The organism is Acidaminococcus sp. BV3L6 (genome assembly GCF_000468835.1).
In the GTDB taxonomy this organism is placed as follows: Bacteria; Bacillota; Negativicutes; order Acidaminococcales; family Acidaminococcaceae; genus Acidaminococcus; species Acidaminococcus intestini.
In genome coordinates, this window is sequence record NZ_AWUR01000042.1 from 1 (window position 1) to 21,888 (window position 21,888).

Here is a 21,888-nt window from a genome sequence, read left to right on the forward strand (position 1 = left end):
TACAATTAAAGTGATCAAACAATAAAGAAAGTGAGTTGAATCCATATGCCTTTCCTAGATTATATCGAAAAATTAACAGGAATTAAAGAGGAATGGATTCAAAATTTAAAGGAAACGGAATCAGCCTTGGTTTTAGCGGTTCAGCTGCCGCCTCAAGAACACATCTGCCCTCATTGTAAGGCCGCTACAAGACGCATAAAGGGCTGCTATACGCGCCTCATTAAACATTTCCCACTTCTCCATAAAAAGTTGCATCTCCTGTATCGCCAGAGGCGCTATAGATGCAGCTGTGGTCACACAGTTAACGAGAAGGGCCCCTTTGCCTCTCCGTATTTCCAACCCTCTTCCTCGCTTCAACAAGTCATGCTCCAGGAGCTGCGTCAACACCTTTTTTCAAGAAGCGGCCAGACGATGCCATGTCAGCACCAGCCAGGTCATTCGCGTCTTTAATGAAGTCCATATTCCTCGTCCCAGTCACCTTCCCCGCGTGCTTTCCATCGATGAATGTAAAGGAAATGCCGCGGGTCAGAAGTATCAGGTCATCATCACTGACTCTGAAGCCAAGCGGATAATGGTCATTCTTCCGGCACGAACCACCAACGGCTTTACTGAAGGCTGCAACAATAAAATCAAGGTGGTAAAACGGATCTCATTTGGTCTGCGCAATTTTGAGCGCTTTCGTCATAGGATCTTGTACATTAACACACGCAACGAAAAAGGGCACGCACTATCTTTCGTGCATGTCCTCTTCAGGAGAGCATAGACACTTTAGCACCCCAAAATTTGACAAAGAACCGAAAAAATGGACGCCCTATTATCCGGCGTCCATGAAGCGATGGTTTGACAACTGGGATGTCATCTCACCAATTTTTAAATTTTCAACAGAGGTTCGTACGGTCTTTTATACCATGAATGCGATAGAGAGTTTGAATTCATCCTACCGCCGCTTGAATTGCCAGAGAAGCGTTTTCCCGAGTGCGCAGGCATTGCTAAAAACGTTATATCTTGCAACGTTTGAAGCCACTAAGAAATGGACTATGGCTATTAGAAACTGGGGCAAGGTCAGAGGCGAGCTGTCTATTATGTATCCAAATCGATTAATTCCGTAAGATTAGCGTATACAATTAGCATACGCTACTATATATCATAGAAGACCTTATTTACAGACTTTTCTTCATACCCTCCAGTAAAATAACCATAATTTTTGACGCATGCCTTAACACCCATGCAGATACCAACCAAAATTTCATTAATTTATATTTATCTGTTCATAAAACAATCAACTTTGTAAGCAACAGTATTCCAGAAATCAATAGTTGCTTTAGCATTTGGAACCGCTGCATCGAAACCATGGTAAACGCCCGGGATTACGTGCATTTCCGTATCAATCCCCTGAGAAATTAATTTATTGCCATAGCTGATGTCTTCATTTACAAAAAGATCTAAATCGCCAACATAAATCATGGCTGGCGGTAAGTCTTTTAAGTTTTTAGCAAAGGCAGGAGAATAATATTGACGCATTTTTTTAGGAATCTTTTTGTAACCGGCCAATTTTTTCCATGCAAACGCGTTAGTTTCGCGATCCCAGCAAACTTGGCCTGTGTACGGAGCATTATAAATGTCATCCTTACTGCCAGTACGGCTATCCAACATAGGATAAATCAAAATTTGTCCGTTGAGCTTTAGATTATCGTGATCGCGGTTGTAGAGAGCTAAAGCAGCCGTTAATCCACCACCGGCACTATCGCCCATGATTATAATTTTATCAGTGTTCAAGCCGTAGTTAGCACCGCTAGTCTTAACAAATTTTAAGCCTTTGTACGCATCCTCAAGTGCTGCAGGGAACGAAGCTTCCATTGAAGTTCTGTATTTTGGTGTTACTACTGCAACATTCATTCGGTCAGCCATCATTTGGTATTTAGGCATATTGTTATAAGCGCCACGCAACAAATATCCACCACCGTGAGAATAGTAAATAACAGGCAGGGCGGTACCGCTTTCTGTATTTTTAGGACGATAAATACGTAATTCAACATTGTCCGCATGTATTACTTCAGGAGTTATATTGGGGAAGGACTGAACAGGAGCTTTCATAAAAGCTTCTACATCTGCTTCATTTTCCATATGAAAGAGGAAGGTTGCAGCTTTTTCACGATATTCAGGTAAAATTTTATGCATGGAAGTGAGCTCAGCTGCAAAGCCTTGGGCTGTAATGATAAATCCGACAAAAAGAGGCAGTAATATTTTTGTCAATCTCATTTTTTACTCCTTTTAAATAGAAATAATTTTCACTTTATTTGTATTATACATAAATAACCATATATTATCAAGGTTCTTCACGGAAATTTGTGGAGTCATAGACAGATGGATATTGAAAAAGGACATCAAATTCTCCAAAATATAAGGTGACCAAACCAAAATAAAGGAGAATTGAGATATCCTCTATTTAGTACATTATTCAAGCAGACCTTTTTTGTCAAGACCCCAATTACCTTGTTTTCTTCCCTGAAGATCCTTTGGATGATTCCACGGCATGGGTGGTCACCGGCCAGAAACGTCATACCGATTTTCTCTGCCCTTGCTGCGGAGAGCCGATGCATGTCTATGGCACGTACCGAACCCGCCTAAGGACGGTGCCTATGCAGCCAAATGCCAGGCGCACTGTCCTTTTCGAGGGGTACCGCTTCCGGTGCCCTTGCTGTCAGGAAACGATTACGGAACTCAATCCGTACAGATGTCCTGGAACGAGAATCACCAAACGGGCCGCTGTGTAGATTAAATCACTGCTTTCCCAGGGCCTTACGATTGCCGGCGTGCAGAAGATAGCGGGCATCCATTGGGACACCATTCGCCAAGCTGAAGGAAAAGCGAATCGACGGTCTGGCAACCCCCGCCAAATGCCCTATTAACACAGGCCGATTGGAAGGATGCAACAACAAAATCACGGTTGCCAAACGAAATGCGTATGGGTACAAGAACGACAGATACTTTTTTACCTTGATTCGGTACCTGTCTTTACCTACGTATGATTTGGCATCCCCCAAAAATGCGTGAGGAACCAAGTTATAGCATAATTTTATGAATTTTTCTCCTCTCTGGTCATTGGTTGGAAGATTTTTATTTTCTGCCGGAATGACCATCACTACATCCCCTTAGGAAGTTAAAAAGAATAAAAAAGAAGATGGGGAACAAACAAAAGCTCTCCCTGTCTAATCTTACGATGATTTTGAGGACTTTCCCAATGGCTGGTGAAAAACAAAAAACTCCGATAGGCTCACCTATTCGGAGTTTTTTTTACTATTTTGAGCAATTCCTTGACGAGGGCACTGACGCGCGAACCAGCTGCGCGGCCTTGGGTCTGGGCAAGTACCCGGCCCATGACCTTTCCCATGTCCTTCATGGACTTGGCGCCGGTTGTGGCAATGACATCTTGAATCACTTTTTTCAGTTCCTCATCACTGAGCGGTTCGGGGAGATACTTCTTAAGAATCTCGATTTCCTCTTCGTTCTTAGCGACAAGGTCAGGACGATTGGCATCCTTGATTTCCTTGATGGTGTCTTCGCGCTGCTTGACTTCTTTCATCAAGACGGCCATGACGGCATCATCCGTAAGTTCGGTCTTTTCATCAATCTCTTTGTTCCGGACAGCAGCCCAGACCATACGCAGGACGGAAAGGCGTTCCTTACCGCTTTCCCGTTCTTTCATGGCGGTCTTCATATCCGTCTGCAAGAGTTCTCGTAAAGACATCACTAAAGCCCCCAAACGAATTATCTGGATTTGCGTTTTCTGGCAGCTTCAGACTTCTTTTTGCGTTTTACGCTGGGCTTCTCATAGTGTTCGCGTTTTCTCACTTCGGAGAGGACGCCGGCCTTCTGAGTCGCACGCTTAAAACGACGAAGCGCACTGTCAATGGATTCAGTTTTGCCAACTCTGATCTCAGTCATCTATATCCCTCCCTCCACGATCTCTTTCGGGAAGTGTAATTTAACATTAATACTCGGTTATTATACCGTAAAAGAGGGGTACCTGTCAACGATTTTAGAGCTTCGGCCAACCTAGTTCTTTACCGCCCAGGATATGGAAGTGCAAATGAGGAACTGTTTGGCCGCCTTCGGCGCCTGTATTGACAATGAGACGGAAGCCTTTTTCAGCAATTCCAAGTTTTTTTGTTACTTCCGGCAGGATTTTCTTTACATGAGCCACCAGTTCCACCGGCGCCGTAACGATATTTTCCGTGTGTTTCTTGGGAATGATGAGGACATGGATTGGTGCTATGGGACTAAGGTCATTGATGGCAATGACTTCATCATCTTCATAGACGCGGGGGCTTGGAATCTCACCGGAAACAATTTTACAAAATACACAATCACTCATAAAAAACACCTCTTTCTCTTGACGGGCGACGCTTGAGTGCGTCCCCTTCATCACTGACTGTCAGCAGGGTTCGGCAAGGACGCCATCATCAAAAAGGCCGGTTACGGCAACGGTCGTAAGGGTTCCCGTAAGGTCTTCTTTGGACTTAAGGTAGACCCGGACATAATTGGGTGTGAGACCTTCCCAAAGCCCTTTCCTGCCTATTTGTTCCCACAAGACGGGGTACTGGCGCCCAATGAGGGTCTTTCGGAAGATTTCATTTCCTTTGCGGTCCACTGCCTCCAAACGATGGACCCTGTCTTCCTTTTCCTTATTGGAAAGCTGGTCCTTCCGTTCTGCTGCCGGCGTTCCCTTGCGTTTGGAATAAGGAAAGATATGGATCTTGGCAAAGCCGCAGGCCTCAGCAAAGGTCAGGGTTTGGGCAAAGTCAGCTTCCGTCTCCCCCGGGAATCCGACTATGATATCCGTTGTAATGGCTACATCCGGAACAGCTGCACGGATCCTATCAATGAGCTCCTTGAAGCGGGCTGTGTCATAAGGCCGGTTCATCGCCTTTAGTATCTTATCGCAGCCAGATTGAAGAGGCAAATGAAGATGGCAGCAAAAACGCGGATCTTCCTGCATGAGCCGAAGGAGCTCCGGCTGGACTTCCACCGATTCCAAGGAGCCTAAGCGCAGACGGCACAGGGCCGGTACAGAAAGGGCAGCGCTAACGGCATCGGAGAGACGCTCGCCATTTGCCGTCTCCTTACCATAACAGCCAAGATGGATACCAAGGAGAACGACTTCCTTATACCCTTCTTCTGTAAGGTGCTCCACTTCGCGGCGGATACTTGATAGCGGTCGGGAACGCAGATGACCTCTTGCATAGGGGATGATGCAGTACGAGCAGTACTGATCACAGCCTTCCTGAATCTTTAGGAAGGCCCGGTCACGGCTGTCATCGACAGAAGCCGCAAGATCTTCAAATTCACTGCCTACAGGCAGGTCAAGGACGTCATTGACGGGCGCCGCGTCCCGCTCACCGAGGCGCTCTTCCACAAGCTCAACGATGCGGGCCCGGTCACGGTTGCCGACAAGCAGGTCCACGCCCTCAAGGGCCGCAACCTCTTCCGGCGCCGTCTGGGGATAACACCCTGTAACGACTATGAGCGGTTTGGGATCACGTTTGATGGTACGGCGGATCATGCGCCGGGATTTCCCCTGCCCCATATTGGTGACGACGCAGGTATTGATGAGACAAATATCACTGGCTTCTCCAAAAGGAACGATTTCATAGCCAGCTTCACGGAAAAGTTTTTCCATGGAAGCCGTATCGGACTGGTTCACTTTGCAGCCCAGAGTATAAAAACTGATGCTGTGCTTCACACTTAACCTCCCAGGTTTCCGGTTTCGTATTGGATAGCCGCAAGGGCCGCAAGAGCCGCGGTTTCCGTGCGCAGGATGCGTGGTCCAAGGCTGACAGACTGCCAGTCATGGGCAGCAGCAAGATCAAATTCATCCCCTGAAATACCGCCTTCAGGCCCAATGAGAAGAGCAATAGATTTTGCATCAGGAGTCTTCTGAAGAGTCCTGCGCAGGCTGCCTTCTTCCTCGACTTCGTAGGCCATGAGCTTTAGGTCCGCTTCACAGGAAGTCAGGGCGAGCGCTACCGGCAGAGGGGCCTTGATAACAGGGACGATATCCCGCTTGCTTTGCTTGGCCGCTGCCTCAGCAATCTTTTGCCAGCGCTCCAGCTTTTTGGCAGCTTTCCCCTCGTCGAGGCGAACGACACAATGAGCCATACTGACAGGTTGGATCTCCGAAATACCCAGTTCAATGGCTTTTTGGATGATCCATTCCATCTTGTCCTGCTTGGGAAGCCCCTGATAGAGGGTGACCCTCACTGTCGGTTCGTGGTTTTCTTCAAGGATCCGTACTGTTTCAAGGGTGACGGCATCTTTGGAAAAGGCCGTAATTTTCATAACGGCGGCAATCTGGTCAAGGCTTACGATTTGAACCTCGTCCCCTACTTTCATGCGCAGGACATGGCCCATGTGATGGGCATCCTGGCCTGTCACTTCCAGGGTATCGGCAAAGGGTTTGCCTAAAAAGAAACGGTACACGTCAGGCATCCTTTCTCATGGTGATTGCGGTCCAACCAGCACGGTTTTTAACATCAAGGACAGTAAAACCATGTTGCCGAGCCGCTTTTTCCACATCGCAAAGGCGCTCCTTGATGACGCCCGAGGCGAGGAAGAGCCCGCCTTGACGGAGCTTTTTGAATGCATCGGGAAGGAGCGTGATGATGATGTCAGCAATAATGTTTGCCACAATGAGATCGGCCTTTTCATCGGCATCATCGAGGAGATTGCCCTTTTTGACCGTAATCCGGTTGGAAAGGTGATTTTTGGCAATATTTTCCTTGGCCACTTCCACAGCCTTGCCGTCAATATCAATGGCATGAATGGAACGCGCGCCCATAAGCGCGGCCGTCATGGCAAGGATCCCGCTTCCTGTACCGACGTCATACACATCGATATTGGGCGTGACCAGTTCCTCAAGGCGTTCGATACACATCCGCGTTGTAGCATGCGTTCCCGTACCAAAGGCCATACCGGGATCAAGTTCGATGACTTTTTCTTCCGCCGTCGGGGTATAGCTTTCCCAATCGGGTTTGATGACAATCTGACTGCCGATCTTCGTCGTATGGAAATACTGCTTCCATTCATTGGCCCAATCTTTTTCACTCACCTTACGGAAGCGGAGCTGACCTATCTGGAAGCTGCCAATTCTCTTTTCTATCTCTGACAAGCCTTCCTTAATGGTGGAAAGGCGTCCGGACAGTTCTTCATCTTCAGGATAATAGGCAGAAACGGTCACAATCTCCGTTTCTTCCGGCATGGGAAGGTCACACAGTTCCCACGTTGTATGTTCCTTGAGCTCCTTGAGGAGCAGGGGATCGTCTATTTCAACTCCGTTACGGGCGCCGGCTTCACAAAAAAGATTGGCTGTTGCTTCGACGGCTTCACGGGTTACACTGATGCTGACTTGCTGCCAAGTATCCATTTGCTTCATCCTTTCTTTGTTATCAGCTCATTATACCACAGGTAGGGCGCTCCGTCATACAGCCGAAAAAAAAGACCAGGCCCTCAGTCCTGGTCTTTTTTGCGGTCTCGATTATACCACGCGTTCACTTTTTGGCTGTAATATTCAGCTTCCTTTTTACGGCGCCATGCGTCTCGTTCATCGCAGATGGCAAGCATTTCATCAGCAATGTCCTCAGCCGAAGCCGGCTGATTGTGCGCGACATAAAGGGCCAAACGGCGGATGCTTTTTTCAGAGCCCAAATTTGCAGCAAGCAGACGTCCAAATTCAGCAGGGTGACCCAGCAGGACAACTTCTTTTATAAGACGCTCCGTCCAGTATTCCACTTCATTTGTCATATGAGGCTCCTTAGCATTTGCTGGACCAAGTCCGTGGGTAAAAAAGCAGCAGCATGGGGAGCAGTTCCAAACGGCCAGCGAGCATATCAAAGATCAGGACCAACTTGGAAAAGTCTCCATATACGCCAAAGTTACGGCTCGGACCCACTTCTGCAAGTCCCGGTCCGATATTGTTGAGGGTGGCCGCAACAGCCGTAAAGTTGGTCGTAAAACTAAAGTTTTCGAGACTGATGGCAAGCACGGAAAGACCAAAGACAAAGAAATAACTCGTCAAATAGACATAAAGGGAACTGAGGACCTTGCGGTCCACGGTCTTCTTGTCCATCCGGACACACTGTACACCATGGGGATGAATGATTTGGCGCAGTTCCTGCTTGATACTCTTCATGACAAGGACAACGCGGCTGACTTTGACGCCGCCCCCTGTTGATCCGGCACAGGCTCCGATGATCATGAGCATGACAAGGATGGTTTTGGAAAAGCTTGGCCATAGGTCAAAGTCCACCGTTGAAAACCCTGTCGTCGTAATGATGCTGCCGACTTGAAAATAGGCCACGCGCAGGGCTTCCTCAAAATTGCCATACCGCGGTTCAATCTGCCAGGTAATGGCAAGGCCGGCACAAAGGATGATGGCAAGATACGCCCCCACTTCTTCCAGATGGAAGGCTTCATAGAAATTCTTTGTCAGAAGCAAGTAATAGAAACTGAAATTGACGCCAAAGGCAATCATAAAAATGGTGATGATCCACTGCTGAAAGGGCGTATACTCAGCGCAGCTGCTGTTGAGGACCCCGAAGCCCCCCGTTCCCGCCGTGCCAAAAGTAATGCACAGGTTATGGAACCAGTTCATCCCAGAAAAAGCCAAGATGGCAATCATGAGAAGGGTCATACCAAGATAGATACGGTAAAGGACGATGGCCGTGTTCTTTACACGGGGCACGAACTTTGATACATCAGGACCGGGGCTTTCCGCTTTCATGAGATTGATCTGCGTACCACCGCTGCCTGAGGGGATCATCATGAGAATGAAGACCAAGACGCCCATCCCGCCAATCCAGTGGGAAAAGCTCCGCCAAAACAGGCTTGTATGAGAGAGCGCCTCCACATTGGCCAATATGGAAGAACCTGTCGTCGTAAACCCTGACACAATCTCAAAAAGGGCATCAAGAAAAACCGGAATCTCACCGGTAATGACAAAGGGAATTGCTCCATAAAGGGAAAGGACAACCCAAGAAAGCCCAACGGACACAAAGCCTTCGCGCTGATAGATGGCGGGATTGGCAATCTTTTTGCGGGAAAGGAGCCAGCCTGCCGCTATGGCCCCGACTCCCAGGGCAAGATAGACCAGGCCCTGCCACTCCCCATAAATGAGGGCAATGAGGCAGGGAAGCAGCATTAAGAGGCCTTCCGTACGAAGGACCCAGGAAAGGATCCTTCCAATCACAGCATAATTCATGGCCTCACCCCACTATTTTAAAATATTATAAATATCGTGGAACCCGATATGGGTTGTTACGACAATGACCGTATCCCCAATCCGGAATTCATCCTGACCGCCTGGGATAATCAGCCTGCCGCCGCGCAGGATTCCAGCAATGATGACACCGTCCTTGATTTTCATATCGACGAGCTTCTGCCCGGTCACCAAGGAATCCTTATCAATGAAAAATTCCATGGCTTCGACGCGCCCATTCATAAGGCGATAAAGGGTTTCCACATTGGACTCCATGCTGTTGCCGGCAGCCCGGACATACTGCACAATCTTTTGGGCCGTAATCTCCTTCGGATTGATGACGCTGTCCAGATGAAGGTTATCCAAAAGTTCCCCAAAATCGACATGATTCAGCTTTGTGACAACCTTTTTCTTCACACGGTTCATGACGTAAAGGGAAAGGATGGCGTTAACTTCATCGATGCCCGTGCAGGCCACAAAGCCGTCCATATTTTCCAGATGTTCCTCATCAAGCAGTTGGCGGTCCGTTCCATCCCCACAATCGACAGTTACATCGGGCAAGGCATCCACAAGCTCTTCGCAGCGTTTCATATCCTTTTCGATGATGGCCACGTGGATATTGCGGCTGGAAAGAAGCTTGGCCAAATAATAGCTTGTAGCTCCGCCGCCGACAATCATGACGTTTTCCGCTTTGTTTGTCTTGACACCGATTTTGCGGAAAAATTCCTCGACATCGCTGGGCATAGCCATGATGGTCAGGATGTCGCCGCTCATGATGACTGTATCCCCGTTAGGAACAATGATTTCACTATTGCGTTCAATGATGCAGATAAGCAGATTATTTGTCGTCAGCTGCGCCAACTGCTTTAAGGAAATCCCAATGAGCATGGACCGCTGGGGAACGCGGAAGCGCAGCATATCGATTCGGTCCTTGGCAAAGCTGAAGATATCAATTGCCGTAGGAAAATTAAGGAGCCGCGTCATTTCCTTGGCAGCTTCCAGTTCCGGATTGATGGTCATGGAAAGATTCAGGCCCTTTTGCAGGAAATGGCTTTCCTCCGAATAATGCGGGCTCCGCACACGGGCAATGGTGTGACAGCCGCTATTATTGAGTTTGGCAATGACGCAGGTCAAAAGATTGACTTCATCGCTTTCCGTCACGGCAATAAGCATATCCGCATGCTTAAGATCGGCCTGCCGCAAGACGTTGAAACTTGAGCCGTTGCCTATGATACCCATGACGTCGTAGTTGGTCGAAATATGGTGGATGAGGTCCGCATTGGTATCAATGACGGTCACATTATTGTTTTCCTTGATAAGCTGCGTAACGATATTTCGTCCCACCTTACCGCAGCCGACAACGATAATTTGCATTTTGTTCTCCCCCACAGCAAATCTAAAAGCGTATCAATCTATTATATAACGGGCCTTTCCAAAAAGCCATATGATTGTACCATTTCATACACTTTCTTTTCCAGCAAGACGCCGAGCCACAAGTTCGAAAAAGAGGCAGCCTAAAAAGGAGGTCGCCCATTGCATGCTCCCATAGAACAGAAGAAACCGCCAGACGAGTTGAGGGCCGACCTGAAAGAGGGAGCTCACGGCAAAAAGCCCCGCTGTCATACAGGATGCCTTGAAAAGCGGGGCAATCAAGATACGAAGGCGCGCACGCTGCGCTTCTTTACAGAAAAAAGCGTAAGCCGCGTTTGAGAAAAAGACCACAGGAATCATGAAGGGAAGGGCCAGATGACCTTGCATAAAGGCCACTGCAGGCAGGGCCGCACTCATGGCCCAGATTACGGCAGGCGCCGTAAAGCGCCCCGCAAGGACCAGGGACAAATTGACAAGGCTCCCGATGATGAGCGTCATCACAAAAGGCGGCAAAGGCAGCAAAATACGCAGCTGCTGCACCATAAGAGCGAAAGCCAAAAAAAGGCTCCCCCGCGCAAAAGCCTGCATCGTATGATGGTTCATAGGGATCCCTCCTTTCTTATTTTCATTGTAGCAAGGCAAGGTCCATCTGACCAGTTGATTTTTTCGATGGCCTTTTCCCTTTGGGTATATTATAATTGATAAGTTAAGGAAACACCGTTTAGAGGAGCTCTTTTATGAAAAAACGAAACATTATCTTTGACCATTTGCGCGCCCTTTCCATGCTGGGCGTCGTTGCCATCCACGTCGGTGACCTTGTCATGCAGTCCGGTACACCATGGAACTGGCTCTACCTTTTGTGTGAAGTGCTGAGCCGCTACAGCGTGCCCACCTTCTTTTTTATCTCCGGCTACGGACTTTTTTATTCCCATCCCTTGGAAAAGCCCTTGGAGTATAGGTCCTTTATCAAGAAAAGATTCAAGAGCATCGGGATTCCCTATGTAGTGACGAGCCTCTTTTATATGGGTGTCGCAAGTCTCATGGCCCGAAACCTTGCCATGTGGCATCCCAAATACGTGCTTTTCACCCTCTTTTTTGGACTGGGAAATTATCACATCTATTTTCTCGTCATCCTCATGTGGTTCTATCTGCTCTTTCCCCTATGGAGAAGCCTCATGAAAAAGATGGAAGCCATGGGCCTTTATCTGAGCCTATCCATCCTGTTTATCTTAGAGCTTTTCTTATACCGGGTCAGTGCCCACTTCTGGGCCTATCCCCAATGGGTTGTCGATACGCCCCTTCTGTATGACCTGCTCCAATACAGGCTGAACTATTTTCCCTTCTTCTATCTCTTTGTCTTTATGATGGGCGGCGTCATTGCCCGTCATTATGAGGCCTTCCTTACCTTCATCAGAAAATGGAAAAAAGTCTTGGGCGCGGCTTTTGTGCTATCTGCAAGCTGCAACACGCTGATCTTCTACCGCTGGATCCTCATCCATCACATGCCCCTTGAGGATACGACGAATGCACTGCAGCAGCTTTCCACACCGGGCCTGACCTATACAGTCATCTTCATCCTCTTTGCCAGTGCCATTCTGGACCGCTATCCTGAAGGAAAACTGCCTTTATTGGAAAAAATATCGGATCGTTCCTTTTATATCTACCTCATCCATCCCTTCTTTCTCGACCAATTAAGCTACTGGATCGATCGAGCCATCGTTCCCTTTGACAGATTCCCCATGCCCGTCTTTTACGTGCTCCTTGTCACGGTCTCCTATGTTGCGGCCGGTCTTTTGCAACGCGTCGTCCCGCCCCTTAAAAGAAACCTTCTGGCACGTTTACCCAATAAGGCATAAAAATCTCCCAGCAACTTCCAATCATGGATTTGTTGGGAGTTCTTTTTTAGAGGAAAAGAGCCAAAAAGGGCACCGTCACGAGACTTGTCACGGTTGACGTAAAGACACAGGCAGAAGCAAATTCCGCATTGGCCCCATATTTTGCAGCAAGGATGGCCGTCGTAGACCCGATAGGCATTCCCGTAAGGATGGTTGCGACCGCCGTCAGAAGGGGATCGATGTGAAGGCCGCGAAGGCTAAGAAGGAGCACCAACGGCATGAAAAGCTGACGGATAGCGGATAGAAGCAAAGCCTTGCCCGATAGGAAGTTCTTTAATGGAATCTCTGCCAAAATCATCCCCACAATGATCATGGCAAGGGGCGTCGTGCATTCACCCAAGGCGTGGATTGCACTCACGGCAACCAGCGGCAGGTCGGGTTCAAAGAGCATCCGCAGGAGCCCCAGTTCTACGGCAATGATGCCCGGGTTGAATAGGACCCTCTTTATACGCTCCCAGCGCGGTGCCGTCGTAAAAAGGCTGATGCCCGCACTCCACATGAGGATCCTTGTAGGGATGATGTAGAGGCTGGCATAAAAAAGACCATCCAGCCCATACCCATTTTCAATAACCGGCAGACCGGCAAAACCGGAGTTACTGACCAGCGTCCCGTAGCGCATGATAGGAATTTCATCTTTTTTACAGAACCGAAAGGCTACGTTGCTGATTATGAGTGAAAGGACTTCCACAGAAGAGGCGACAAAAAGGCTCAGGAGCCCTTTTTGCAGCGTTTCAACTGTCAAGGTAATCTGGAAGGACTCAAAGATCATGCACGGCAGGGTAACAAGGATGACAAATTCCGTAAAAGCATCCCGCGCCTCCGCTTTGAGGATTTTCCCTTTACGCAGTCCATAGCCAATGGCCATATAGACAAAAAGCAACATCTGGATGGAGAGCATCTGCCAAAAGCCTTCCACATTCTTCACCTTCCTCCATTTTAATTCTATTGTAGCAGATTGGATTCCAAGAAAACGGGAAAAGCGGCCATTGCCTTCTTTTTAAATTCACGAAAGGGCCTTAGTATTTTTAAGAATAACCAAAACAGCGCCACGGAAAAAAGCCTCCGTGACGCTGTTTGTAAAGTTTTTTTAATCCATCAATGCGCTTTTTATTTGACGTTGATTTTCCCGGCATAGACCGTACCGGACTCCACGTCAAGGGTCACCACATCGCCATCTTCCAATTCCTTCATGGCTCCAGCGGCCCCAACAATCACAGGGATTCCGAAATTGATGCCCACAATGGCCGCCGGCGAGGTAAAGCCCCCTTCTTCAGCAATGATGCCCGCTGATTGGGCCGCTTTGGCGCCCATTTCGTTTTCAAGGGCGGAACAGACAAGAATGGAACCCTCTTTTATTTTATCGACATCACTGAGATGCTCCACGCGGACCACTTCGCCCGTAACGGATTTACGGCCAATGCCCTGCCCTTTGACGACAATTTCACCGACATTGACAACCTGAATAAGGTTCGTACTTCCTACTTTCCCCACGTTCTTACCAGCCGTGACAATGACCGAATCCCCTTTCCGGACAAGACCTGCATTTCTGGCTTCGTTGACGGCAAGGTCAATGAGGGCATCCGTATTGGGTTTATTGAGGCCTTTAAGGGGAACGACGCCCCAATAAAGCGCCATGCGGCGCAGGCTCTCTTCTTTCGGGGAAACACCGACTACCATGGCGTGGGGACGATATTTGGCAACCATGCGGGCCGTGTATCCAGATTCCGTAATGGACAGGATCACGTTGGCATCAAGTTCCTGAGCAATCTGCACCGTGGCATGGGAAATAGCGTCCGTCATCTGGACCTGTGCCCCAATGCCTTTATGTTTAAAGACATTCACATAGTCAAGGGAAGCTTCCGTCCGTTTGGCAATCCGGCTCATGGTTTCCACGGCTTCGACAGGATAGGCACCGGAAGCGGTTTCACCGCTCAGCATGATGGCATCGGTCCCGTCATAGATGGCATTTGCCACATCACTTGCCTCAGCACGCGTGGCATGGTAATTTGTGATCATGCTCTCAAGCATTTGGGTTGCCGTGACGGCAGGTTTGCCAGCTGCATTGCATTTTGCGATGATCTGCTTTTGGACAACAGGAACATCTTCCATAGGAATCTCGACACCCAAATCACCACGGGCGACCATGACACCGTCGACAACTTTCAGGATTTCATCGATGTTATCGACGCCTTCCTGGTTTTCAATCTTGGCAATGATGCCCATATTGGAGCCGAGGCTCTCCAGAAGGCGCCGGATCTGCATGGCATCATCGGCGCTGCGTACAAAGGAGGCTGCAATATAATCCATTCCCGCATTTGCCGCAAAGGTAATATCGGACACGTCTGCTTCCGACATAAAGGGCAGCTTCAAGATAGCCCCTGGCACAGCGACACGCTTACGGGAAGAAATCTCCCCGCCGTTGGTGACCGTTGTATGGATTTCAGTATCCGTCGTTGATTCTACCCGAAGGGTCAGTTTCCCATCATTCAGAAGGATCGTATCACCTTTTTTCACCTCTTGGGGAAGACCGCTGTAGTTTACATGGGCTTTTTCCGCTGTGCCCTCGCAGGCTTCTGCAGTCAGTGTAAAGGCGTCCCCGTCCTTCAGTGTCACCTTGTCCCCCTTAAACAGGCCCAGGCGCATTTCCGGTCCCTTTGTATCGCCGATAAAACCGATGACACGGCCTGTTTCGGCAATGGCTTCCTTCAAAAGGGCCAATCGTTTGGCACATTCCTCATGGGATCCATGGGAAAAGTTGAAACGAGCCAAATCCATGCCGCTTTCAATCATCTTGACAAGGATCTCTTTTCTGTCCGTTGCCGGACCCAAAGTACAAATAATCTTCGTTTTTTTCATGGTAAGAACTCCTTTATCTTGACCTTTCTTCCCACCGGGGAGAGTCTTTGGTGTTGTATTCATCCATCCCTGTAAAAAAGCCGTCATCCCAGGAAATAGATCGTATAGCCCACAAGCCGCGGTGCGCATGGATTGCCCTCGCAAGGAAGGGGAACTTTCCATCCAGAACAGGATCGGTACGGAACCAATCCAGGTAAAGAATGAGGACCTTCTCCTTAGCCATCCAGCAAGTGACATTTCCTGAAACCGGCTCATTTCATTGTACTACAAAGAAAGTAGCGGGGCAAATCCCTTTGACCAGAAAAGGGCAATCTCTTGACCTTCTTTTTTCGAGAGAAAACGCAAGAAGCCCGGGCCAAAAAGGCTCGGGCTTTACGAAACTTCATAGGAGTGCCGCTAATTAGGATTCCTTGAATTCCTTGATCTTCTGGGTGAGCAGAGGCAGGACTTTCAGGGCATCGCCAACGATACCATAGCGGGAGATTTCAAACATCGGAGCATCCGGATCCTTGTTGATGCAGACGATGGTATCAGATTTACTCATACCTGCTTTGTGCTGAACAGAACCGGAAATACCGCAGGCGAAGTAAATCTTCGGCGTAACGGTCTTACCAGACTGGCCAACTTGGCGAGGATGTTCGATGAAACCTTCATCGACAGCAGCACGGGAACCGCCAACTGCACCGCCGAGCACATGGGCCAGATCCTGCAGGAGGGCAAAATTTTCTTTGGCTTTCATGCCGCGGCCGCCGGAGCAGACGAACGGAGCATCATCGATGGCCATTTCACCTTCGGTGACGACCGGATCTCTTCTCAGGACTTCAACGCGGTCTTCAATCTGATGTTTCAGGGTATATTCAACAACTTCACCTTTATGGGAAGGATCAGCTTCCGGAGCCTTGAAGGTCTTCGGACGGCAGGTCCCCATCTGAGGACGGTCTTCTTTGCAGAGGATCGTGGCCATGATGTTACCGCCAGCAGCCGGACGGGTCCATTCAACAAGTCCGTCTTCTTCGACGTCCAGAATGGTGCAGTCTGCACACAGACCGGTACGTTCACGGGCAGCCACGCGAGGACCAAGGTCACGGCCATCATTCGTAGCGCCGATAAGGATGGCGTTAGGACGATATTCAGTAATCAATTCTGCGAAAGCGTTGGTGTAAAGTTCCGTGGAATAATGAGCAAACTTTGGATCACGGACAACGTAAACAACGTCAGCGCCATGAGCGATCAGGTCTTGAGGGATGTCTTTCGGATCATCAATCAGGAGGACAGCCCCAACACGCTGATGGCACTTATCGGCCATTTTTCTAACTTCGCCGAGCAGTTCGTATACGACATGAACGGGTTTACCTTCGTAATGTTCGCAATAAACCCATAAATCTTTTTCGTTACCGGTTTTCTTAGCCATTGTTATCCCTACCTCACTTCGTAATAATCTTGTCAGCGATCAGCTTGTTGACCAGCTTATCGACAGCAATTGCAGGATCTTCATCGTTGAAGATTTCGCCATGGACCTGCGTAACTTTCGGAGTGAAGCTCTTCATGACCTGAGTCGGGGAGCCGGCTTTACCGATGATGCTGTGGTCGATTTGGAGATCGTCAGCGCTGTAAACAGGAACCTGGGTCTTTCTGGCTTTCATCTTGCCTTTGATGCTGGCAAAACGAAGTTCAGGGCTGCGCATAACCGTAACGACGCAAGGCATCTTCATAGCCAGGGTCATGGACGTATTTTCGTTGTCGCGGTCAACAACGACTTTATCATCTTTGACCTGAACTTTCAGGGCAGCCGTAACCTGCGGCAGATCCAGATGTTCAGCAATTTCAGGACCAACCTGTGCCGTATCACCATCAATAGCCTGACGGCCGCACATAATGAGATCAGGAATCCCAAGATGTCTGATGGTTTCAGCCAGGGCAGCACTCGTAGCAAGCGTATCAGCGCCGCCGAAAGCTCTGTCACTGACGAGGATAGCTTCATCAGCACCGACAGCAAGGCAATCCTTCAGGACGGATTCAGCATGGGGCGGTCCCATGGTGATGACCGTAACCTTGGCACCCATGGAATCTTTGATTTCCAGAGCCGTTTCCAAAGCATACTGGTCATACGGGTTCATGATATTGGTGACACCGTCTCTGACGAGGTTGTTGGTAACCGGGTCGATTTTCATTTCGGCGGTATCCGGTACCTGTTTAACACATACAAAGATGTTCATTACAAAGCGACCTCCTAAAAACTTGAAATATTCAATCCATACCGCTTTATTGTAACACGGAGACCAGCGTCATGCAAGTTAGAAGGCTCTTATGAGCGGAGGAATGGTCTTTATTTTTATTTTCTTTACAAAATTGAGAAAATTTACGTTTTATATCCGCATTCATTGTCCACTTGTAACGCACATCTTGGTTATTTTGCCCAATCTTGTGAGAATCGGCAAAGAGAAAAGCTCTGATTTTACTGAACTCATTGAAGTTACATATAACATTTAACTTATGAAGTATTCCTTCTAAACGACAGGAAAGAAATGAAAAAGAGGCATGGAGACTCATTTTTCTCCCTCTTCCTCTTCTTTTGTCCTATAAGAAAAGCCCCCCCTATTCCTGATTGGCCGAAGAGGGTCCTTCCATTGAACCTCTTCCGCTAACAGAAACGGGAGATTCCAGAGAAGGATAAAAATGGTCCCTGTCAAAATCGCAGGGACCATAATGAAAAGTCATGACTCAGCGGAGGCCATCCTCCCCTAGGACCCTTTTGATGGCGTCGGTAAATCCCGGTGCCTTCCCGTCCACCCAGAACTGGGGCCGCGTACGGATCACTTGCCGGGTCTCTTCCACATGAAGATAGACAGGATTTTTCCCATGAAAGGCGCTGAAAATGGCGCCCAGCTGGGCTTGGACATCGGGCGTGTTGCGCCCTTTGCCAATGAAAAGGTGAATTTCCTTTTCACGCTCCCGCAAAGGTTCAATGCGATTGGCAAATAGGCGCGGTGTCTCTTCGTCAAATTTCAGCATGCCTGTAATGGCGACAGGCTGATCTTCCTCAATCTGGCTGCGGCACTCCCCATACGTACGGGGAAAGGCAATGACGCCGATGCTGCCAGTCAAATCTTCCAGCATAAAGGTCGCCATGCGCTCCCCCTTTTTCGTTGAGCGGATGCGGACACCTGTAATGAGGCCGCCAACGGTCACGCGTTCGCCGTCATGATAGTGTTCCTCCGTGCAACGGGCAATACCGGTCATGGACGAAAGGACCTTGCGGAACGCGTCCAAGGGATGGCCCGTGACGTAAAATCCGATGAGTTCCTTTTCAAGACGCAGGACTTCGTCCTTAGGGATTTCCGGCAGGTCCGGGATGGGAATGGCCGCCGCGCTCTGCCGCGTATCGCCGCCAAACAGGGAAAGCTGCCCTGTCATGCGGTCATGCTGGTCCTGGGCCGCCGCGTCAAGCGCCCGGTCCATGATGGCAAGAAGCTGCCGGCGACGGTAACCAAAGGTATCCATGGAACCGCTCTTGATGAGGTTTTCCACGACCCGCTTGTTGACCTTGGTCAGGTCTACCCGGCTGGCGAAGTCAAAAAAGTCCTTGAAAGGCCCATGGCTTTCCCGTTCCTTGAGGATAACGGCTACAGCCGTTTCCCCGACGCTCTTGATGGCGCCAAGGCCAAAGCGCACATTATCGCCATCAACGGAAAAAGCGGCTTCACTGGAATTGATGTCAGGCGGCAGGACCTTGATGCCCATATCGCGGCAGACACTGATATACCAGCTGACTTTTTCCGCCACCGTGATCACGCTGTTAAGGAAGGCCGCCATATATTCCACCGGATAATTGGCTTTAAGATACGCTGTCTGGTAGGCCACAAGGGCATAGGCAGCAGAATGGGATTTGTTGAAGCCATAACCAGCAAAGTGCTGCAGCAGGGCAAAGATTTCTTCCCCCAGCTGACGGCTGATCTGGTGCTCCCTTGCCGCGCCGGCAAGGAATTTTTCCTTCATGCTGTCAAGGAGCTTTGCCTTCTTTTTTCCCATGGCACGGCGCAGGATATCGGCTTCGCCCAAGCTGAAACCGCCGAGCACGGAGACAATCTGCATGACCTGTTCCTGATAAAGGATGACGCCGTACGTATCGGCTACAATGGGTTCCATAAGGGGATGCAGGACCCTAGCCGTGCGCTTTCCATGACGGCCGGCAATGAAGTCCTCCGCCATACCGCTTCCTAAGGGACCCGGTCGATAAAGGGCCACAAGAGGGATGAGATCGGCCATGGATTCCGGTCCCAGTTCCTTCATCAGTCGGGTCATCCCGTCTGATTCCATCTGAAAGACGGCCGCCGTATCACCTGCGCAGAGCATCTGACAAGTTTTGGGATCTTCGAGGTCAATATGGTGGATATCAAGCTTGATGCCCTGATTCTTTTCGATCATCTTCACCGTATCATCAATGACAGTGAGGGTCCGGAGCCCCAAAAGGTCCATTTTAAGAAGGCCTAAGGCCTCGGAACAGTCCTTGTCATACTGGGTACAGATATATTCATGGTCATCATCGCTTGTCGAGGTAATCTGGAGCGGGACATAATTGGTCAGTTCTCCCGGCGTAATGACAACCCCGGCCGCATGGGTCGACGTATGACGCGGCATGCCTTCGACACGGCCGGCAAAGTCCATGAGCTGGGCAATGCTGGGATCGTTCTGGACGAGCTGCTGGAGATCCCGGCTTCCTTCAAGGGCACTTTTAAGGGTTGTCCCCGGTGTGTTGGGAATAAGTTTATTGACCTGCCCGACAACGTTCAAGGGAACTTCCATCGAACGGCCTACATCCTTGATTGCCGCCTTGGCCGCCAGGGTCCCAAAGGTGACAATCTGGGCCACGTGGCTTTCTCCGTATTTACGGGCCAGATAGTCCACCACCAAATGGCGCTTCACATAACAGATATCCGTATCAATATCCGGCATGCTCACGCGTTCCGGATTAAGAAAACGTTCAAAGATGAGGTTATATTTCAAGGGATCGATGTCCGTAATGCCTGTAAGGTACGCAACAATGCTTCCGGCGGCACTGCCACGGCCCGGACCAACGGGTATATCATGGGTCCTGCAGTAATTGATGAAGTCCCAGACAATAAGGAAGTAACCTGAATAGCCCATCTGACGGATGATACCAAGTTCATAGTCCATCCGCTTTTGAGCCGATCCATCATCCTTGGGATAGCGCTCTTGAAATCCTTTGACGCAGAGCTTTTTCAGATACGCATCCATACTCGTCTCCCCTTCGGGAAGTGGGAATTCAGGAAGGAGAAGATGCCCAAATTCAAGGGTGAGATCACAGCGGTCCGCGATTTCAAGAGTATTGTCAAGAGCCTCTGCCTCATCAGGGAAAAGAGCTTCCATTTCGCTTCGGCTCTTTAGATAATAGGAGTCGTTATTAAAGCGCATGCGCTGCGGGTCAAGATAGCGGGCATTGGTCTGGATACACAGGAGGATATCCTGACCCTTGGCATCGTCCTGATGGACATAATGGAGGTCATTTGTAGCAACAAGCTTCACGTTATATTTGCGGGCCAGGTGATGGAGTTCGTCGGCCACAGCCTTTTCCTCGGGCAGACCATGATTTTGGATTTCGAGATAATAATGGTCCCTTCCAAAGATGTCAAGGTACTCAAGCATGACCTTTTCCGCCGTTTCCTTTTCGCCCCGCACGATGTGGCGGGCCACTTCTCCGGCCACACAGGCACTGAGGCAGATAAGGCCTTCATGATATTTGCGCAGGTCCTGTTTATCAATGCGCGGCTTATAGTAAAAGCCTTCAACCTGCCCAATGGAAACAAGCTTCATGAGGTTTTGGTACCCTGTCCGATTCTCAGCAAGAAGGATCAGATGATAGAGCTTGCCGCGGGCCTCCATATTCTTTACGGTGTGGGAACCGCTTGTAATATAGACTTCGCAGCCAATAATGGGCTTGATTCCCTGCTTGACGCATTCCTGATAGAATTCGATGGCACCATACATGACACCATGATCGGTAATGGCAAGGGCCGGCATTCCCAGCTCCTTGGCATAACTGACAAGATCCGGAATCCGGCAGGCCCCATCAAGGAGGCTGAACTGCGTATGGGTATGGAGATGGACAAATTGATCCATAAGGGACTCCTTATCAATAAAAAACAGGAAGATGCCGCAAAATCGCGCAGCACCTTCCCTAGCTCAAACGGATGATGCAGAAAAGTACGGGACTTTCCTTATTTCAGATAGATGAGTCCCGCCACTTGGAGCAACATGATGAGAGGGACACCAAAGCGGAACTTTATATGCTGCGTCTTGTGCCGAAAGCGTTTCATCCCGCCAAAGGCCCCCATTCCGCCGCCAAAGACGACAAGAAGGAGCAGGACCTTTTCGGGAACGCGCCATTTATTATGGATGGCACAGTACTTATCATAGGCGTAGATGAAGAAGGCCGCCACATTGATGACAGCAAGATACGCCAAAAACAGCGGCTGGTCGAGGATGGCTCGCATG

Annotated in this window: 20 protein-coding genes and 2 pseudogenes; 5 read left to right on the forward strand and 17 right to left on the reverse strand. The window is 49.3% G+C overall.

The window, feature by feature from the left end; all coding sequences use genetic code 11:
* Positions 1-45 precede the first annotated feature (45 nt).
* From HMPREF1246_RS10910 to HMPREF1246_RS11110, 3 genes and pseudogenes are all read left to right on the forward strand, one after another.
* The gene (locus HMPREF1246_RS10910; RefSeq protein WP_231368261.1) at positions 46-450 is read left to right on the forward strand and encodes a transposase family protein; all 405 of its coding nucleotides are present in this window, start codon (positions 46-48) and stop codon (positions 448-450) included.
* A gap of 145 nt (positions 451-595) precedes the next feature.
* Positions 596-763: pseudogene (locus HMPREF1246_RS10915) on the forward strand (transposase); the annotation flags it as partial.
* A 22-nt stretch (positions 764-785) separates the two neighbouring features.
* Positions 786-1,109 (forward strand): annotated as a pseudogene (locus HMPREF1246_RS11110) (transposase); the annotation flags it as partial.
* A 151-nt stretch (positions 1,110-1,260) separates the two neighbouring features.
* On the opposite strand, the gene HMPREF1246_RS07615 reads toward HMPREF1246_RS11110, so the two are convergent.
* Complete coding sequence (locus HMPREF1246_RS07615) at positions 1,261-2,259, reverse strand: alpha/beta hydrolase (RefSeq protein WP_009015921.1); 999 nt, start codon at positions 2,257-2,259, stop codon at positions 1,261-1,263.
* A 660-nt stretch (positions 2,260-2,919) separates the two neighbouring features.
* Here HMPREF1246_RS07615 and HMPREF1246_RS10595 point away from each other — a divergent pair.
* Complete coding sequence (locus HMPREF1246_RS10595; RefSeq protein ID WP_158306811.1) at positions 2,920-3,054, forward strand: transposase; 135 nt, start codon at positions 2,920-2,922, stop codon at positions 3,052-3,054.
* 220 nt (positions 3,055-3,274) lie between these two features.
* Here HMPREF1246_RS10595 and HMPREF1246_RS07625 read toward each other — a convergent pair whose 3' ends face one another.
* The 10 genes from HMPREF1246_RS07625 to HMPREF1246_RS07670 form a co-directional block, all read right to left on the reverse strand.
* Entirely contained in the window at positions 3,275-3,748 is a 474-nt protein-coding gene (locus HMPREF1246_RS07625; protein ID WP_021737170.1) for a GatB/YqeY domain-containing protein, read from the reverse strand.
* A 20-nt stretch (positions 3,749-3,768) separates the two neighbouring features.
* On the reverse strand, positions 3,769-3,945 hold the full coding sequence (gene rpsU, locus HMPREF1246_RS07630) for a 30S ribosomal protein S21 (protein WP_009015923.1): 177 nt from the start codon (positions 3,943-3,945) through the stop codon (positions 3,769-3,771).
* Positions 3,946-4,039: 94 nt separating this feature from the next.
* Positions 4,040-4,375, reverse strand: coding sequence for a histidine triad nucleotide-binding protein (locus HMPREF1246_RS07635; protein WP_009015924.1), 336 nt, complete (start codon positions 4,373-4,375; stop codon positions 4,040-4,042).
* A 60-nt stretch (positions 4,376-4,435) separates the two neighbouring features.
* Entirely contained in the window at positions 4,436-5,743 is a 1,308-nt protein-coding gene (gene mtaB / locus HMPREF1246_RS07640) for a tRNA (N(6)-L-threonylcarbamoyladenosine(37)-C(2))-methylthiotransferase MtaB (protein ID WP_021737160.1), read from the reverse strand.
* A 2-nt stretch (positions 5,744-5,745) separates the two neighbouring features.
* The gene (locus tag HMPREF1246_RS07645; RefSeq protein WP_231368262.1) at positions 5,746-6,489 is read right to left on the reverse strand and encodes a 16S rRNA (uracil(1498)-N(3))-methyltransferase; all 744 of its coding nucleotides are present in this window, start codon (positions 6,487-6,489) and stop codon (positions 5,746-5,748) included.
* Positions 6,482-7,423: a 50S ribosomal protein L11 methyltransferase gene (gene prmA, locus HMPREF1246_RS07650; RefSeq protein WP_021737162.1), complete on the reverse strand. Its 942-nt coding sequence runs from the start codon at positions 7,421-7,423 to the stop codon at positions 6,482-6,484. Before prmA ends, HMPREF1246_RS07645 begins: the two co-directional genes overlap by 8 nt.
* Positions 7,424-7,506: 83 nt before the next feature.
* Entirely contained in the window at positions 7,507-7,800 is a 294-nt protein-coding gene (locus HMPREF1246_RS07655; protein WP_009015928.1) for a hypothetical protein, read from the reverse strand.
* 10 nt (positions 7,801-7,810) lie between these two features.
* Complete coding sequence (locus tag HMPREF1246_RS07660) at positions 7,811-9,256, reverse strand: TrkH family potassium uptake protein (protein ID WP_009015929.1); 1,446 nt, start codon at positions 9,254-9,256, stop codon at positions 7,811-7,813.
* 12 nt (positions 9,257-9,268) lie between these two features.
* Positions 9,269-10,627 (reverse strand): Trk system potassium transporter TrkA, encoded by a 1,359-nt coding sequence (gene trkA / locus HMPREF1246_RS07665; protein ID WP_021737164.1) that lies wholly within the window; start codon positions 10,625-10,627, stop codon positions 9,269-9,271.
* Between the two features lie 84 nt (positions 10,628-10,711).
* On the reverse strand, positions 10,712-11,227 hold the full coding sequence (locus HMPREF1246_RS07670; protein WP_021737171.1) for a hypothetical protein: 516 nt from the start codon (positions 11,225-11,227) through the stop codon (positions 10,712-10,714).
* Positions 11,228-11,361: 134 nt separating this feature from the next.
* Here HMPREF1246_RS07670 and HMPREF1246_RS07675 point away from each other — a divergent pair, with 134 nt between their 5' ends.
* The gene (locus tag HMPREF1246_RS07675) at positions 11,362-12,480 is read left to right on the forward strand and encodes an acyltransferase (protein WP_021737201.1); all 1,119 of its coding nucleotides are present in this window, start codon (positions 11,362-11,364) and stop codon (positions 12,478-12,480) included.
* Positions 12,481-12,526: 46 nt separating this feature from the next.
* Here HMPREF1246_RS07675 and HMPREF1246_RS07680 read toward each other — a convergent pair whose 3' ends face one another.
* From HMPREF1246_RS07680 to HMPREF1246_RS07715, 6 genes are all read right to left on the reverse strand, one after another.
* Positions 12,527-13,417, reverse strand: coding sequence for an AEC family transporter (locus tag HMPREF1246_RS07680; protein WP_231368263.1), 891 nt, complete (start codon positions 13,415-13,417; stop codon positions 12,527-12,529).
* Between the two features lie 209 nt (positions 13,418-13,626).
* On the reverse strand, positions 13,627-15,375 hold the full coding sequence (gene pyk, locus HMPREF1246_RS07685) for a pyruvate kinase (protein ID WP_035224600.1): 1,749 nt from the start codon (positions 15,373-15,375) through the stop codon (positions 13,627-13,629).
* Between the two features lie 400 nt (positions 15,376-15,775).
* Positions 15,776-16,786 carry an electron transfer flavoprotein subunit alpha/FixB family protein gene (locus HMPREF1246_RS07695; protein ID WP_016459648.1) on the reverse strand — a complete coding sequence of 337 codons (1,011 nt, stop codon included), beginning with the start codon at positions 16,784-16,786 and terminating at the stop codon, positions 15,776-15,778.
* A 13-nt stretch (positions 16,787-16,799) separates the two neighbouring features.
* Positions 16,800-17,591 (reverse strand): electron transfer flavoprotein subunit beta/FixA family protein, encoded by a 792-nt coding sequence (locus HMPREF1246_RS07700; protein WP_016459649.1) that lies wholly within the window; start codon positions 17,589-17,591, stop codon positions 16,800-16,802.
* A gap of 505 nt (positions 17,592-18,096) precedes the next feature.
* Entirely contained in the window at positions 18,097-21,513 is a 3,417-nt protein-coding gene (locus HMPREF1246_RS07710) for a DNA polymerase III subunit alpha (protein ID WP_021737186.1), read from the reverse strand.
* 98 nt (positions 21,514-21,611) lie between these two features.
* Positions 21,612-21,887 carry a DUF1294 domain-containing protein gene (locus HMPREF1246_RS07715; RefSeq protein ID WP_021737178.1) on the reverse strand — a complete coding sequence of 92 codons (276 nt, stop codon included), beginning with the start codon at positions 21,885-21,887 and terminating at the stop codon, positions 21,612-21,614.
* Position 21,888: the final 1 nt, after the last annotated feature.

What these genes read in the sequence shown, in the direction of transcription:
- HMPREF1246_RS10910 (WP_231368261.1), top strand. Translation starts at nt 46, where the DNA reads ATGCCTTTCCTAGATTATATCGAAAAATTAACAGGAATTAAAGAGGAA.
- HMPREF1246_RS07615 (WP_009015921.1), bottom strand. Translation starts at nt 2,259, where the DNA reads ATGAGATTGACAAAAATATTACTGCCTCTTTTTGTCGGATTTATCATT.
- HMPREF1246_RS07625 (WP_021737170.1), bottom strand. Translation starts at nt 3,748, where the DNA reads ATGTCTTTACGAGAACTCTTGCAGACGGATATGAAGACCGCCATGAAA.
- rpsU (WP_009015923.1), bottom strand. Translation starts at nt 3,945, where the DNA reads ATGACTGAGATCAGAGTTGGCAAAACTGAATCCATTGACAGTGCGCTT.
- HMPREF1246_RS07635 (WP_009015924.1), bottom strand. Translation starts at nt 4,375, where the DNA reads ATGAGTGATTGTGTATTTTGTAAAATTGTTTCCGGTGAGATTCCAAGC.
- HMPREF1246_RS07645 (WP_231368262.1), bottom strand. Translation starts at nt 6,489, where the DNA reads ATGCCTGACGTGTACCGTTTCTTTTTAGGCAAACCCTTTGCCGATACC.
- prmA (WP_021737162.1), bottom strand. Translation starts at nt 7,423, where the DNA reads ATGGATACTTGGCAGCAAGTCAGCATCAGTGTAACCCGTGAAGCCGTC.
- HMPREF1246_RS07655 (WP_009015928.1), bottom strand. Translation starts at nt 7,800, where the DNA reads ATGACAAATGAAGTGGAATACTGGACGGAGCGTCTTATAAAAGAAGTT.
- HMPREF1246_RS07660 (WP_009015929.1), bottom strand. Translation starts at nt 9,256, where the DNA reads ATGAATTATGCTGTGATTGGAAGGATCCTTTCCTGGGTCCTTCGTACG.
- trkA (WP_021737164.1), bottom strand. Translation starts at nt 10,627, where the DNA reads ATGCAAATTATCGTTGTCGGCTGCGGTAAGGTGGGACGAAATATCGTT.
- HMPREF1246_RS07670 (WP_021737171.1), bottom strand. Translation starts at nt 11,227, where the DNA reads ATGAACCATCATACGATGCAGGCTTTTGCGCGGGGGAGCCTTTTTTTG.
- HMPREF1246_RS07675 (WP_021737201.1), top strand. Translation starts at nt 11,362, where the DNA reads ATGAAAAAACGAAACATTATCTTTGACCATTTGCGCGCCCTTTCCATG.
- HMPREF1246_RS07680 (WP_231368263.1), bottom strand. Translation starts at nt 13,417, where the DNA reads ATGCTCTCCATCCAGATGTTGCTTTTTGTCTATATGGCCATTGGCTAT.
- pyk (WP_035224600.1), bottom strand. Translation starts at nt 15,375, where the DNA reads ATGAAAAAAACGAAGATTATTTGTACTTTGGGTCCGGCAACGGACAGA.
- HMPREF1246_RS07695 (WP_016459648.1), bottom strand. Translation starts at nt 16,786, where the DNA reads ATGGCTAAGAAAACCGGTAACGAAAAAGATTTATGGGTTTATTGCGAA.
- HMPREF1246_RS07700 (WP_016459649.1), bottom strand. Translation starts at nt 17,591, where the DNA reads ATGAACATCTTTGTATGTGTTAAACAGGTACCGGATACCGCCGAAATG.
- HMPREF1246_RS07710 (WP_021737186.1), bottom strand. Translation starts at nt 21,513, where the DNA reads ATGGATCAATTTGTCCATCTCCATACCCATACGCAGTTCAGCCTCCTT.
- HMPREF1246_RS07715 (WP_021737178.1), bottom strand. Translation starts at nt 21,887, where the DNA reads ATGCGAGCCATCCTCGACCAGCCGCTGTTTTTGGCGTATCTTGCTGTC.